The 12,062-nt window shown below is 42.0% G+C and carries 15 protein-coding genes; 9 read left to right on the forward strand and 6 right to left on the reverse strand.

The features are described from left to right. The first annotated feature begins 187 nt into the window (after positions 1-187). The 7 genes from PY091_RS10840 (at position 188) to PY091_RS10870 (ending at position 4,680) form a co-directional block, all read left to right on the forward strand. Positions 188-661: a sll1863 family stress response protein gene (locus PY091_RS10840; protein ID WP_275649681.1), complete on the forward strand. Its 474-nt coding sequence runs from the start codon at positions 188-190 to the stop codon at positions 659-661. Positions 662-682: 21 nt separating this feature from the next. Then, on the forward strand, positions 683-838 hold the full coding sequence (locus PY091_RS10845; protein ID WP_207098917.1) for a lmo0937 family membrane protein: 156 nt from the start codon (positions 683-685) through the stop codon (positions 836-838). 129 nt (positions 839-967) lie between these two features. After that, positions 968-2,053, forward strand: coding sequence for a calcium:cation antiporter (locus tag PY091_RS10850; RefSeq protein WP_275649682.1), 1,086 nt, complete (start codon positions 968-970; stop codon positions 2,051-2,053). 220 nt (positions 2,054-2,273) lie between these two features. After that, the gene (locus PY091_RS10855; RefSeq protein ID WP_275649683.1) at positions 2,274-2,942 is read left to right on the forward strand and encodes a BON domain-containing protein; all 669 of its coding nucleotides are present in this window, start codon (positions 2,274-2,276) and stop codon (positions 2,940-2,942) included. Between the two features lie 130 nt (positions 2,943-3,072). After that, positions 3,073-3,678 (forward strand): Dps family protein, encoded by a 606-nt coding sequence (locus tag PY091_RS10860; RefSeq protein WP_313790385.1) that lies wholly within the window; start codon positions 3,073-3,075, stop codon positions 3,676-3,678. Positions 3,679-3,685: 7 nt separating this feature from the next. Continuing rightward, positions 3,686-3,898 (forward strand): SHOCT domain-containing protein, encoded by a 213-nt coding sequence (locus PY091_RS10865; protein ID WP_275649684.1) that lies wholly within the window; start codon positions 3,686-3,688, stop codon positions 3,896-3,898. 308 nt (positions 3,899-4,206) lie between these two features. After that, positions 4,207-4,680 carry a hypothetical protein gene (locus PY091_RS10870; protein WP_275649685.1) on the forward strand — a complete coding sequence of 158 codons (474 nt, stop codon included), beginning with the start codon at positions 4,207-4,209 and terminating at the stop codon, positions 4,678-4,680. Positions 4,681-4,971: 291 nt separating this feature from the next. On the opposite strand, the gene PY091_RS10875 is transcribed toward PY091_RS10870, so the two are convergent. Further along, positions 4,972-5,496 (reverse strand): cupin domain-containing protein, encoded by a 525-nt coding sequence (locus PY091_RS10875; RefSeq protein WP_275649686.1) that lies wholly within the window; start codon positions 5,494-5,496, stop codon positions 4,972-4,974. A gap of 119 nt (positions 5,497-5,615) precedes the next feature. Beyond that, entirely contained in the window at positions 5,616-7,595 is a 1,980-nt protein-coding gene (locus PY091_RS10880) for an aconitate hydratase (RefSeq protein ID WP_275649687.1), read from the reverse strand. Positions 7,596-8,175: 580 nt separating this feature from the next. Here PY091_RS10880 and PY091_RS10885 point away from each other — a divergent pair. Next, positions 8,176-8,400, forward strand: a complete 225-nt coding sequence (locus PY091_RS10885; RefSeq protein ID WP_275649688.1) for a hypothetical protein — start codon at positions 8,176-8,178, stop codon at positions 8,398-8,400. Positions 8,401-8,441: 41 nt separating this feature from the next. Next, positions 8,442-9,557, forward strand: coding sequence for an ATP-binding protein (locus PY091_RS10890; protein WP_275649689.1), 1,116 nt, complete (start codon positions 8,442-8,444; stop codon positions 9,555-9,557). Between the two features lie 274 nt (positions 9,558-9,831). On the opposite strand, the gene PY091_RS10895 is transcribed toward PY091_RS10890, so the two are convergent. The 4 genes from PY091_RS10895 to PY091_RS10910 are packed head-to-tail and all read right to left on the reverse strand — an operon-like array spanning position 9,832 to position 11,883. Beyond that, on the reverse strand, positions 9,832-10,239 hold the full coding sequence (locus tag PY091_RS10895; protein ID WP_275616204.1) for a hypothetical protein: 408 nt from the start codon (positions 10,237-10,239) through the stop codon (positions 9,832-9,834). A 48-nt stretch (positions 10,240-10,287) separates the two neighbouring features. Beyond that, on the reverse strand, positions 10,288-10,710 hold the full coding sequence (locus tag PY091_RS10900; protein ID WP_275616205.1) for a hypothetical protein: 423 nt from the start codon (positions 10,708-10,710) through the stop codon (positions 10,288-10,290). 9 nt (positions 10,711-10,719) lie between these two features. Then, positions 10,720-11,556, reverse strand: coding sequence for an RMD1 family protein (locus PY091_RS10905; protein WP_275649690.1), 837 nt, complete (start codon positions 11,554-11,556; stop codon positions 10,720-10,722). 54 nt (positions 11,557-11,610) lie between these two features. After that, positions 11,611-11,883 (reverse strand): hypothetical protein, encoded by a 273-nt coding sequence (locus PY091_RS10910; protein ID WP_275649691.1) that lies wholly within the window; start codon positions 11,881-11,883, stop codon positions 11,611-11,613. Positions 11,884-12,062: the final 179 nt, after the last annotated feature.

The raw sequence follows: 12,062 nt of genomic DNA on the forward strand, positions 1-12,062 counted from the left end.
TTGTTTCTTCTTTTATCACCCGTTCCAAGAGATTTGTCCTCAATGTACAAGCAATTGGGAAGAATATGGGACCTGCCCCTAGGGAAATGTGTGAATCATGCAACTAATACAGCTTACTGCATAACACTTATCAATGGTTATCGGACCATCTTTGTCCCGTGAAATGTTTCACTTAAAAATTTAAATCATGAACTACAAGACAAAAAAAATATCAACCCTGATCTTTGGATTGGCTTCCGTTGCCATGGCCGTCATAGTGTTCAATGGCTGCAAATCGCCCGTCAAAGACAAGGAGACAACAAATACAGGTGAGGCCAAGGAAAATCTAGTGGAAGCAAAGGAAAGTCTAGATGAGGCCAAGAAAGAATATGTCCTTAGATATGAGGCTTTCAAACTGGAATCGGACAATAAAATTGCAGAAAACGAAAAGGTCATTGCCGAATTAAAGGCGAAAGCCAAAATGGAAAGCAATGCGGCCAAACAGGATTTTGAAAAAGAACTTGCCGCATTGGAACAAAAAAACCAATCGTTGAAAGAAAAAATGAGCTACTATAAGGATGAGGGCGATGATGAATGGGAATCATTTAAGGTTGAATTTGATCAAGATATGGATAGCTTGGGACGAGCATTAAAAGATCTGACCAAAAATAATACGAACTAATCTCTACAAAAAGCTAACATTATGGCAAACTCACTTTACACGGTGGCCGTGGTATTGATCATTGCATGGGCCATTGGATTTCTTGGATATCATGCCGGGGGAATCATCCATATCCTATTGGTCATCGCGATCATTGCAATCATATTAAGTATGGTTCAGGGACGAAAATCCGGGTAACCACAATTTATACATAAGAACGACAAGTACAATCCCCAGAGTATCCAAGAACATGCAGCGATGTTCTTGGATACTCTCTTTTATGCCCCATTATTCTTTAACGGGAGCTCTTTACCCCCTGATTCAATTATGAGTAAAAAGCGATATCTTCTCTTGTGGACCATTGCGATGCCAATTTTGGCATGGCTCGCCTATTTTGGCATTCCGCTGGATCTGGGGGAACTCTATTCTCTGTTCCTTGGCATTTTACTGATCGGATCCGTCATTGCTGCGGTACACCATGCGGAGGTAATCGCCTATAGGGTGGGAGAACCTTTTGGTACATTGTTGCTGGCATCAGCGATTACGGTGATCGAAGTGGCACTGATCGTTTCATTGATGTTGAGCGGGGGGCGGCTTGAGGCAGTTACGCTTGCCCGTGATACGGTTTTGGCATCGGTAATGATAATCCTCACGGGGATCATAGGGATCTGCATACTGGTAGGGGCCATACGTTACAAGGAACAGGTGTTCAGGCTCCAGGGTGTTAGCGCGGCCTTGGTTACCCTTACCGCCATATTGGTGTTCGCCCTTATCCTTCCCAAATTCACTCCAAGTCTGAATGGTTCCACAAACAATCCTACACAATTGCTCTTTGTTGCGATAGCTTGTCTTGTCCTGTATATCACATTTGTAATGGTGCAGACCGTACGGCATCGCGCCTTTTTTTTATCCCCCGAAACCACTGAGAACAAAAATGTGCTACCCCCTCCCCCGACGGTAATGGAAACATTTATAAGTGCCCTATTGTTGGTTTTGTGTCTTGGCATAGTGGTACTGCTCGCCAAGGCCCTTACATCCGATATAGAAAACATCGTTTTGAATGCAGGGGCTCCAAAATCCCTGGTAGGGGTGATCATAGCGGCAGTAGTGTTATTGCCCGAGGGACTTGCCGCCTATCGCGCTGCCAGAAAAAACCGCCTCCAGACCAGCCTTAACCTTGCCTTGGGCTCTGCTCTTGCAAGTATAGGCCTCACCATACCGACAGTTGCTATTGTATCCATTAAAACGGGAATGAAAATAACACTTGGCATTGATATAAAGGCCATGGTTTTATTGGTACTGGCCCAGTTTACCATTGTACTTTCATTGGCCACCGGGCGTACCAATGTGCTGCAGGGAATCGTACTTTTAACGATCTTTGTGGTTTATCTTTTTGCAATTATCTCCCCATGACATGGCCACTTGGCACCGCTATGGGGATTCGAGTCCTTGCTTCCAAATATCATGATGATATAACTAACGGTAAATACTTTATCCATAGTTTTTTTGGCGCGACCAAATACCATGTGTGAAATATGCAATTCATTTTGATCATTGTGTATCGTATTGGTCAGGTATAAGGATGACCTTTATGCCATTGTGAAAATTCATTCACAACATAAAAATAATTCCTATGAAAACGAATGCAGAATTACAGGTTGATGTTCAGAATGCCATTAAATGGGAGCCTTTGTTGCATGCAGCTGAAATTGGGGTCACAGCCAAGGATGGTGTTGTTTCTTTGACCGGCGTGGTGGACAGTTATACAAAAAAAATGGAAGCGGAAGATGCGGCCAAAAAAGTCATTGGCGTGAAAGCCTTGGTTGAAAATATTGAAGTGAGGTTTCCAAGCCATTGGGCAAAAACGGATGCCGAAGTCGCCACCGAGGTCTTGGACGCCTTGAAGGCCAATCACAATGTTCCCAATGATAAGGTGACCGCGAAAGTAGAGGATGGATGGGTCATATTGGAGGGTGAGCTGCCCTGGAATTACCAAAGGGAAGCAGCAAAAATAGCCATACATGGTCTTTCAGGGGTAAAAGGTGTGAGCAATAATATCAAGATCAAATCCGAAAGCAACGGGACAATTGAACTGAGTGCCATTGAAAGTGCACTGAGAAGAAGTTCGATCGATGACAGTGATATCGATGTATCCGTATCCGGAACAACCGTCACATTGAGCGGAAAAGTAAATTCTTGGTATCAAAAAGAAGAAGCGGGCCGCATTGCATGGAAGGCTCGTGGTATCTGCGATGTAAAAAATGAATTGTCAGTCGAATATGATTACCTGTTGGTTCTTTAACCCTTTCAAAATGGTGGGGGAATTATCTTCCACCGTTTTCTCTTACATCGACAGGGATATGTAATGTATTCCAATCCTGACGACTCCAACCCTATTTGAAGGTTCCCCATTCGATTGGGAAAAAACAGAAGTGATAAGGTTGGAGCATGGAAACGGAAGTGGGTTCAAGGAAGCCCGGATATTTCCAATATTGGACCTGACCATTGGAAAAAGCCATGGGAAACGGGACAAAAAATGGATAACATTAAAACAGAACATCATGAAAATAGTGACAGGGATGGTCGAAACCAACCGACAGGGAGTTGCCAAGGTATTGGCAAAAAATTTAGCGGACGAAACGGTACTTTACATCAAGACAAAAAAGGCCCATTGGCATGTTGAAGGGGCCGATTTTTATGATAAGCATAAATTCTTTGAGTTTCAATTTAAACAATTGGATGAAATCATGGATAGCGTCGCGGAACGCATACGTTCCATTGGCCACTATGCACCGGCTACGTTAAAATCGTATCTAAATTTGACCCATCTGACAGAGTCAGAAAGTGAGAGAAACGATAGCCAGGGGTTCATCAAAGAACTACTGGCCGATCATGAACGTATTATTATAGATTTACGAGGTCATATAAAATCGTTTACCGATGATTTTCATGATGCGGGCAGCAGTGATTTCATTACCAGTCTTATGATTACCCATGAAAAAATGGCTTGGTTCCTGCGTTCACATTTAACAAAATAAAGCCACCATGTATTACAACAGTTATCATTTTTTGGGAATGCATTTTATATGGTGGTTCGTTTGGGGCATCCTACTTTTCTGGATTTTTGCCATACCTTATAAAATTCCTGGACAAAGAACCAAGAAAGACACCCCGGGTGATATACTGAAAAAACGCTTTGCCTCCGGGGAAATCAATAAGGAAGAGTACCAAGAAAAGAAGAAAATCCTAGAAGGTTGACCACTCCATTGCCCTAAGAAAACAAGTCCCATATGGATCTCCCCCGATAGTTCTTCCACTATGGTCATCCACTTGCCCTTCCCTTGATCATGTTCCCAATGGAACTCTCGAAGATATCTGGGAGTAAAAAATAAAGGATATCCCTTTGGTCCCGAGAATAGAATCAGGGTAGGTTTTTTATGGCGCGGCAATGTATAGACCTCCCCACAACATAGCAATCCCGAACAGCCAACATTTCAACACTGGCCACTGGCCTGGTACAGGTCCCATTGAATAAAAAACAAGTATAACCCTTTAATAACGAAAACATGAAAAATTTAAAACAGATCGCGAGTATGATAGTACTGCTTGCCATGATACAGGCGCACGCCCAAAATGGCCCGACAGGGATCCTGAACTCAACCACTACCAACACCTTCAACTACATCAAAGAAGGTGTTAAAATGCCTTATTCCGTTACGGTACAAGAGAGCCGGAATTACAAAACCATGTTTGCTCTTGCAGATATGGGAAAAGTTGATAAAGACAGGATAAATACTCCTGTCAAAGTATCGAAACTCATTACCGTCACAAACAATGCCAATCCACGTGACAATAGTGTCATAGCCTTACGATATGACAAACAGGTTGCAGATACTTTTAAATTGGTGTCCACTGAAAAGGGATTTGCCATATCTGTAGCCAATAGGACCATGGATTATATCATGGGCAAGGGAATTCAGTTTGCGAATACCGCGGATAGAGAATTCTTTATGGTTGACGAATTTGATGGTATGGAATAAATGGAATTTATTTGATTTGTTCATGCAGAATCCCTAGAAATAGGGATTTTTCTATTATTGTGGCAGTAATCGCTCTAATTTCCACACCTTTCTTTTACCCCTTTTTGGCCCAAGGGCAATAAGATGGGCCAAAGGAAACTTCGGCCATCAAATGCCCGGATGCCCAACGGATGCCCCTTGGCTTGTCAATCAAAAAAACTGCCTTGGAGCAATTGATATGGGAACTTTGATCAATGGATTTTCCATGTGTACTGAGGTGATGGGAAATAACCCTTATAAGGTGCAAGAAAGTCAAAGGGACAATTCCCTTTCAAAATACACCTCTTCCTTATCATCCGGAGAATCCTTGACATAGCAATAGTATATTTTATTCAGGAATGCCCTGACGATCAATGCCTTTTTTGGGTTTTTACTGGAATAGACGGTTTGTCCCGCTTTGTATAGTTTGTTTACAGTGGATTTTTTGTTCAGTCGCAAACATTTCAGGGTTATGTTCAAATCTATGGATATCATTTTGAACCTATGTGTCGCAACAATCAAATAATCCGTAAACTTTGGGATAACTACGGTGTCCCCCAATTTCAAGAGGGTCGTTTCGTCGTCCATGGTTATTTGAGCCTTACCTTCTATGATCTCAAAAAATATGGATTTTGTAGACCCCTTGCCCTTTAGTTCCATTCCCACATCAAAGGACACTGCCTTGATCTCCCCCGTTTTTTTCTTTAGCACCGAGATGGTGGATATGGCGTTGGGCGCATAGGCCAATCTTTCCGTTATGTCATGGGAGATCATTTTTGAAAATTGTGTGTCGATCATGGTATGGAATGTTAACGTTAAAAGGGACATTTATATCTTGAAAACCATTCTGGTTATCTTATCATGGGGCCCTTGCCCAGAACCTTTGGTCAAGAGCCAGATGTACTTCCCATTGGGGTTCAATCAGTTCGGTGTTTTAATTTTTCTTGAAAATCGCTGATCACCCCTCCTTTTAAAAGTACTTCCATCTGTCGATCGCTCATGGTATGTACCGCTTCAAATTCAAACAGTTGTCCGGACGCATTGGTTGCCCTTATTGGGATCCCGATCCTGCTTTTGATACCAGCTCGCAAGTTTTCAAAACTTAGCATACTTCCTTGCTCTATATTATCATAGTCCTCTTCATGTATAAATTCAAGGGGGAGTATACCAAAGTTTATCAGGTTTTGCCAAGCAATCCTTGCATAGGACTTGGCTATTACACATACCTGCCCCAAATATTTTGGGGCCAAAGCAGCGTGTTCCCTACTTGACCCTTGGGCATAGTTTTCGCCTGCTATGACGACATGCCCCCCATATATTGGTTTGGCCTTGATTGCCCTTTCGTAAAAAGTGGGGTCTATCACTGAATAGGTATATTTACTGATTTCAGGGATGTTGCTCCTAAATGGCAACACGTCCGCTCCTGCTTTGAGAATTTCATCGGTGGATACATTATCCCCCATTTTTAACAATACAGGGATATTGTATTGATCGGACATAGGTGAAAAATGCGGTAGCTCCTTTATGTTGGGGCCTTTCTCCAATTGAACTCCAGACCCATCTTCAAGTGGTGCCACCAAAAGGTCGGAATTTATGATCTCTTTTTCGGGGCTAGAATAGGTAGGATACGGTATATCGAATAATTTCCCCAAATCCCTGGGATCGGTAATTTTCCCTGTCAAAGCTGATGCGGCTGCCGTTTCAGGACTGCACAGGTACACTTGGTCATCTTCAGTTCCCGACCTGCTGGGAAAATTCCTTGGCATAGTCCTCAAGCTTATGGTATTTGAAGATGGAGCCTGTCCCATCCCAATACAGCCCATACATCCTGATTGGTGGAACCTAGCCCCTGCCTTGATCAAATTTGCAAAACTATGGTTCTTGATCATATTCAGGATAAGCTGTCTCGACGTCGGGTTGATATCAAAGGACACCCCATTATTGACCGTTCTGTTTTTAACAATATGACCAGCGATCCAAAAGTCCCGTAGTCCGGGGTTGGCAGATGATCCAATTACGACCTGTCCAACGGATCTTCCGGCCACCTCTCTCACGGGGACCACATTTCCCGGACTGGACGGCAGCGCAATTAAAGGTTCCAACCCATCCAGGACAATTTCTTCGTTTAGGTCATATTTACAATCCTTATCTGAAATGATTTCGACCCAGTCCCCAGGTCTCCCCTGCGCCTTTAAAAAGCGATATGTTTCATGGTCACTGGGAAAAACCGTACTGGTGGCACCCAGTTCCGCCCCCATATTGGCAATAACATGCCTGTCCATGGCACTAAGGTTTTTCAATCCGTCACCATAATATTCCATAATCTTGCCGACACCTCCTTTTACCCCATACCTCCGCAACATTTCCAGGACGATATCCTTGGCACTGACCCACTCGGGAAGGTTCCCTGTAAGCTTCACCCCCATGATCTGCGGCATTTTCACATAATATGGTTCCCCGGCAATCACCGACGCCACATCAAGTCCTCCCGTTCCTATGGCGAGCATTCCAAGCGATCCAGCGGCACAACTGTGGCTATCGGAACCAACCAGTGTTTTCCCGGGGATTCCGAACCGTTGCATGTGGACGGGGTGGCTTACACCATTGCCGGGACGGCTGTACCATAAACCAAACCGCTGAGCTGCCGTATAAAGAAATAAATGGTCGTCCGCATTCTTATGGTCGGTTTGCAACAGGTTATGGTCCACATATTGGACCGCTATTTCCGTTTTAGCCCTTTTAAGGCCCATGGCTTCCAGTTCAAGCTGGACTAAGGTTCCGGTTGCATCCTGTAAAAGGGCCTGGTCGATCCTTATCCCTATTTCCCTTCCAGGGATGGCTTCGCCTTCAATAAGGTGGTGGTCGATCAGTTTTTGGGTCACATTGAATGGGTTCATGGGCTTCTATATTTTTTACTGGACGAAAAATCAGGGAGCCACTTTCTTATACTGTTCCGTAGGGGGAAGGTGGATATCAAAATCGGGCAGGAGGTTTCCTTATGAAGTTACGCAAATTTTCTGGATAATTTTGGTTTTTCGGGAGAATTCATGGCTATGGCTTTTTAGGATGGAAGAGACCATATTAACGAATGGTCATTATGGAGTGCCAGGTTTATCCAACCTTCCCGTTTTAGCACCTATCCTGATAATTGATGAATGTAAAAGCTTCACTCAAAGTTAAAACCACAAAATTCATAAATCCACATATACCTGTAAAAAGAGATATAGTGCAAAAAACGGTCAAAGCGAACCACTGAAAACGGAATTCTTTAAGCCATCCAAAAAAACCGTTTCAGACTATGTCATAAAAGAGTTTATTTTAATTTTTGCCATGCTCTCTTTAACCCGGCGCGGGTGGTATACTAAGACCGTCCTATCCACTTTTGGCAAGAACTACAGTTTTGAATTAAAAAATATCAATGCGGAAAAATACAATGTTGCTGTTACCATAAAATTTCCGGTATAAACTGCATTTTTAATGGAAACACTGGTTTGGCATACTGAACGTACCCTTGTCGCAATGCTATTGAGAAGCGTGAAATACGAGAAGATATACTTGAACCCTCCAAGCGACCGTATTGAACCTTTTCTATCATTGGCGGTGTACTTTGATTCTTTTAACCATGAAAGAAGACATCAGTTCATCGACTATAAAAGACCTATCGATCTATTTAAGAGAGCGGCTTATAATCAAGGAGTATAATCCCTAAATATGACTATATTTGGGGAATACAATCCCTAAATATGATAAATAGAAGTTTAGAAGAGAAAATAAAAAATCGTTTTGGCACAGGTAAAGCTATTCTATTGATTGGTCCAAGGCAAGTAGGTAAAACTACGCTTTTCAATAAATTGCTCGAGGATAAGGATCATCTGTTTTTAAACGGAGATGATCCTACTGTCCGAAAACTACTTTCCAGTCCCAATTTAGAGCAACTCAAAAATATTATTGGTAATTTCAAGACCGTATTTATTGATGAGGCCCAACGAATCGATAATATAGGACTTACGCTTAAGCTAATCACCGATCAACTTAAAGGAGTTCAACTACTGGTTAGCGGCTCATCGGCTTTTGAATTAAACAACCATACCCAAGAGCCTCTTACCGGCAGAAAATGGGAATATCAGCTCTACCCTATATCTTGGACAGAATTTGAATCCGATGTAGGATATCTTAAAGCTGAACAGCAGCTGGAACTGCGTGTTATTTATGGAATGTATCCAGATGTCATCAATAATTTCGGAGCAGAAAAGGAAATCTTAAAACAACTTACCGATAGTTATTTATATAAAGACATTCTAAGCTATGGTGGCATTCGAAAACCAGAGGTTTTAGAAAAACTATTAAGAGCCTTAGCCTTTCAAATAGGCGGCGAAGTAAGTTATAATGAATTGTCACAGCTCTTAGGTATAGATAAAAAAACAGTAGCTACATACATTGATTTACTTTGCCAGGCGTATGTAATATTCAAGCTCCCAAGTTTCAGTAAAAATTTACGAAACGAAATCAAGACCAATCAAAAAATCTATTTCTACGATACTGGTGTTCGCAATATGATTATAGGTGATTTGAATCCTATGGAAATTCGCCAAGATAAAGGTAACCTCTGGGAGAATTTTTTAATAGCCGAACGTTTAAAGCATAATTCATATACTGGTTCACTGGCCAAAGGCTATTTTTGGAGAACGGTATCGCAACAAGAGATTGACTATGTTGAAGAAGAGGCTGGAAAACTAGAGGCGTTTGAAATCAAGTGGAATCCAAAAAGTAAAGTAAAAGTTCCTAAAGCTTTTGAAACCGCTTATGATGCCCAAATTACAGTGATCAACAAAGATAGTTTTAGAGATTTTTTAAAATAGAGGGTCATGTGAAAACGTCGGACACAATCAAGTATGGTCAAATTACTAATATGTTATTGGTTAGCATCCATATAAAGCCGTAAATGAGGTGGCTTAAATAATACGCTTTTAACGTTCTTCTCTTATTGCATCCAACGATAATAATTAAAACAGCTGGTTTTAAACTTTATCTATAAAGTGGTGCAAAAATGGATTTTTTTTTAATTGGCCCTATTCTTGATGGCCCCTCTCAATTAATGATGTCAAGATTACAATCCTGGATTATATTGCAAGGTCAGAGAACACTTCCCGTTTGAAGCAATACCCTGGCCCTGAAATCATTGAATTCTTTACAGAATTTTTCAAAACGATCTTTCAGGGAGCCGTGTTGTTCCCTAAAAACGTTGTCCCTATCGGCGTTCTTCCCTTTGGGCATTCCCAATAACAGACCATGATGGTTGGTCACCTCCGATTTGATATCGACAATCATATCCCTCTTGGTCTTGATCCTTTTTTTGTACAAGTGGTTCTGTTCCCTCATGGTATCTGTCGACACAGTGTCGAAAACATCCGAGCCCAATAAACGATCAAGGAACACAATCTCATTTTCCATATGGCCAATCAGCGATTTCCATCGTTTTATATCAAAATGGAAATCGGAGAATATCTCTTCAAATGAATCTTCCTTCTTTTTTGTCATCATACCCTTTTTTGACCTAATTATACTTGGGAGCGCTATTTCGTTTAAAGATCAACCCTGAATCAACATGCGATATTCCTTACTGCTCAATTTGCTGGTAAATATCCTCACCGAATTCTCCAAGATTTCTTTTGCCTTTTCCTCGGAATAGCCCAGTTCAACGGCATATCTTAGCACCAATTTCTGTTCTTGGTCATTCATATAATGTTCTGTATAAACGGTCCTGAACAGGGTATAAATGCCTTCCAGCCTTTCCTCAACACCCTTGGCGGGGGTTGGGACGTATTTTTCGGGGTGCGCCACTATACGTCGATAATCCTCTGGTTTAATATCCATTTTCTCGGACAGTCTGCGGATCACTTTTTCTTCTTGAGGGTCCACCGAGCCATCCTTCGTGACCAATCTGACGATGGACGCAAAATGGGCAATCCTATTTTTGTGTTCGTTGTATTCCAAAAGGTTTACTACTTCCATATAAAAGGTTTAATTGATGAACTTTATAAGCAGCAGGTCCATGACCTCGACAAGGATGAGGATAATGATCACCCATTCCAACCGGTTGTTCTCGCGATGAAAGGTAATCTCCTTAAAGAGATCCAGGTTATCCTTGATGATCTCTAACTGGTCGTGTATGCTCCTATATCTATTCTTAAGATCAAAAGTGGCCTTAAGGTGCTGATCGAGTTTGTTCAGTTCCCCATCTTCCCAAGTTGCTTCTGGCGAATCGAAAATATAGAGGTTCTCTGAAATCCTGTTTTTCACATTGAGTACCCTGCCAATGTATTTTTTAAGCTTTGTCCCTCCAATGCTCAACCGGCCGTTCACTTCCAGATTGGAGGTGTGCTTTTCGGTATCCGCCAAAATTTCCCCTGATATCCAGGCATATCTGTTCAACGCAATGGATTGGGATACATGGAGCATGATCAACCGGAGTGCATCCACATGGAACTTGGCAAGATTGACCTTATCATAAGTGATCTTGTCCTCCTTATTGCCCACACATATCTCTATTTTTTCCACTAGTCTGGTCTCCAGCGGATTTTTGCAATGGGGCAGGACCTCATCTATCACCTTCTCCCTTTCCTCCGGGCCGGCATTATAGGTACAGACCACACCATATTTGAAGATATAGACAAACTCGCCCTTATATCTTTCAAAGAATAGTTCGTCATTATCGGAAACAATGAGCCTGCCCCTGAACATTGTTTTACAGGAAGGGACGGAAATGGCTTCTGCAATCTGGTGTGCATGGGCCAAATGCCCAGATGATGGGTGCCTTCTCTTCATTTCCGGGGCGATTAAATCCAATGGTGTTTCCATGTCAACTATAATTAAAACCGATATTCACATCTCCCTCAAATCCAATCTGAAAGCTTACAGATCTTGATCAAGGGCAAAGTTCACAAAGATGCTCGAATGAAAACTGGCACATTCATCATTCCCATTTGGTTCGTTCTTTGCGAGAAAATAAGGGTCCGCTTCAGTCACTTTATTGGAAAGGTTGGGATCTGCTCCATTTTTCACCGGCAACCCGACGGATATAACACCAGAGTATTCCAATACTGTCGTAGGCCCATGTTTTTCAAGGACTTTGGATATGGTTATTAGGATGACAAGGAAGGTAAACAGTAAAAAGGGCTTTCTCATTTTTCGGTAAATTTTAATAGGTTTTTGTAATGGGTCTCACCGAAAACTATATCACCTCAAGATCGGTCGCTTTTAGCGGGGATTATAACAATGGTCCGCATGTGATCTGTAAAAAATGTTTCTGTCTACTCCATACACGCCTTTTTCTTCGAATTTTTGTCAGTTGTTGGTATTTAACG

It is taken from the genome of Flagellimonas okinawensis (assembly GCF_029194005.1).
GTDB classification, from domain to species: Bacteria; Bacteroidota; Bacteroidia; order Flavobacteriales; family Flavobacteriaceae; genus Flagellimonas; species Flagellimonas okinawensis.

Excerpts from the sequence above, each read along its gene's own strand:
- PY091_RS10905 (WP_275649690.1), bottom strand. The coding sequence starts at position 11,556 with ATGGAAACACCATTGGATTTAATCGCCCCGGAAATGAAGAGAAGGCAC.
- PY091_RS10855 (WP_275649683.1), top strand. The coding sequence starts at position 2,274 with ATGAAAACGAATGCAGAATTACAGGTTGATGTTCAGAATGCCATTAAA.
- PY091_RS10845 (WP_207098917.1), top strand. The coding sequence starts at position 683 with ATGGCAAACTCACTTTACACGGTGGCCGTGGTATTGATCATTGCATGG.
- PY091_RS10890 (WP_275649689.1), top strand. The coding sequence starts at position 8,442 with ATGATAAATAGAAGTTTAGAAGAGAAAATAAAAAATCGTTTTGGCACA.
- PY091_RS10895 (WP_275616204.1), bottom strand. The coding sequence starts at position 10,239 with ATGATGACAAAAAAGAAGGAAGATTCATTTGAAGAGATATTCTCCGAT.
- PY091_RS10880 (WP_275649687.1), bottom strand. The coding sequence starts at position 7,595 with ATGAACCCATTCAATGTGACCCAAAAACTGATCGACCACCACCTTATT.
- PY091_RS10865 (WP_275649684.1), top strand. The coding sequence starts at position 3,686 with ATGTATTACAACAGTTATCATTTTTTGGGAATGCATTTTATATGGTGG.
- PY091_RS10885 (WP_275649688.1), top strand. The coding sequence starts at position 8,176 with ATGGAAACACTGGTTTGGCATACTGAACGTACCCTTGTCGCAATGCTA.
- PY091_RS10875 (WP_275649686.1), bottom strand. The coding sequence starts at position 5,496 with ATGATCGACACACAATTTTCAAAAATGATCTCCCATGACATAACGGAA.
- PY091_RS10870 (WP_275649685.1), top strand. The coding sequence starts at position 4,207 with ATGAAAAATTTAAAACAGATCGCGAGTATGATAGTACTGCTTGCCATG.
- PY091_RS10910 (WP_275649691.1), bottom strand. The coding sequence starts at position 11,883 with ATGAGAAAGCCCTTTTTACTGTTTACCTTCCTTGTCATCCTAATAACC.
- PY091_RS10840 (WP_275649681.1), top strand. The coding sequence starts at position 188 with ATGAACTACAAGACAAAAAAAATATCAACCCTGATCTTTGGATTGGCT.
- PY091_RS10900 (WP_275616205.1), bottom strand. The coding sequence starts at position 10,710 with ATGGAAGTAGTAAACCTTTTGGAATACAACGAACACAAAAATAGGATT.
- PY091_RS10850 (WP_275649682.1), top strand. The coding sequence starts at position 968 with ATGAGTAAAAAGCGATATCTTCTCTTGTGGACCATTGCGATGCCAATT.